Source organism: Vibrio sp. TRT 1302, from assembly GCF_050113875.1.
GTDB lineage: Bacteria > Pseudomonadota > Gammaproteobacteria > Enterobacterales > Vibrionaceae > Vibrio.
The window spans coordinates 1-1,073 of the sequence record NZ_JBNJOF010000048.1 but is presented as its reverse complement, the minus strand read 5'-3'; the positions used below and the strand labels follow the sequence as shown (position 1 = coordinate 1,073).

At 48.6% G+C, this 1,073-nt stretch carries 1 pseudogene; it reads right to left on the bottom strand.

The features are described from left to right. A pseudogene (locus ACQEXP_RS21200) lies at positions 1 to 1,055 on the bottom strand (S-type Pyocin domain-containing protein); the annotation flags it as partial. Between the last annotated feature and the right edge of the window lie 18 nt (positions 1,056 to 1,073).

Sequence of the window (1,073 nt, the reverse complement as noted above, 5' to 3'; positions counted from 1 at the left end):
ATGGGTTGTTTTGTTGCCTCAAGTAACTGAGGCACATCTAATTTCACCCCATGCTCGTTCAACCACTCCTCGCTCAAATTATCCAGTTCCTCTCGGGTAATTTGCCTCTCTAAGTAAACAAGATGTTGGCCCTCGACCACTTTGCCACCGAGTTTCCAGAACACCAATATCGCGTTTTGGTTCTGGTTGTAACCTCTTTCGGGATCAAGGCGGTGGTGCGTTGAGTGAGTGGCATAAAAACCCCAGTTTTTATCACCGAGAATACGGTACTCTTGGATCAGTTTGCCGTTATGAAAGTGGTAGTAGAAACCGTGAGTGGGAAAGCCTAACCGCTCGCCGAGCTGCACGGCGGGAAAAACGGGAATAAAGCCCTCTTGCGCTACGCCACTGCCTATCGGTCTGACTTTTACTGGTTGGCTAGGCGAGAGACCTAATGACTTTGATGCCACTTCTCCCACCAATTTTTTAGGCTCATCAAACGCTGTGAATATGGTGTAGCGTGTCCCTTCTTTGATTTTGGTTTCACGCCAGCGCCCTAGTAACACTTCGTCTGCCGTTTGGGCTATAACAAACGAACAACCAACATTGCGATGAAAGGCATCGTCGGAGCACGCGATATCGAAGTTGTACTCGTATTTTTCCTTTGGCGGCGCATCGGGATTATGAGTACGAACGGGCTCAGGGACGTATGGGGGCATGGGAAGTGGCGGATGTAGGCTTCCACTTTGAGTGGTGCTTGATGCACTCCCGCTCATCTGTGTGCGAGTTAATAGTGCCTTTTGTGCCAATTGGTCGAGGTTGTCGCGAACATGGGGATTTAGCTCCCAATCTGAATGCGCTAAGCCATCGCTCTCTTTTATCAACAGCGGAACTCGCGGAGAATCATTCAGTAGCAGCAAATGGCCTTGCTTTAATTGCTCAATAAATCGGTCATATCCCATGCCGGATGGGGTGACCTCTTTTAGCTCATTTTCAGACAAGGAGTCAAAGTCACCTTCAACTTGCTGAAATTCGTGCGCCATCAAATGGATAAGTTCAACGGTCTTATACCCCACAGCATGCCCTATTGAATC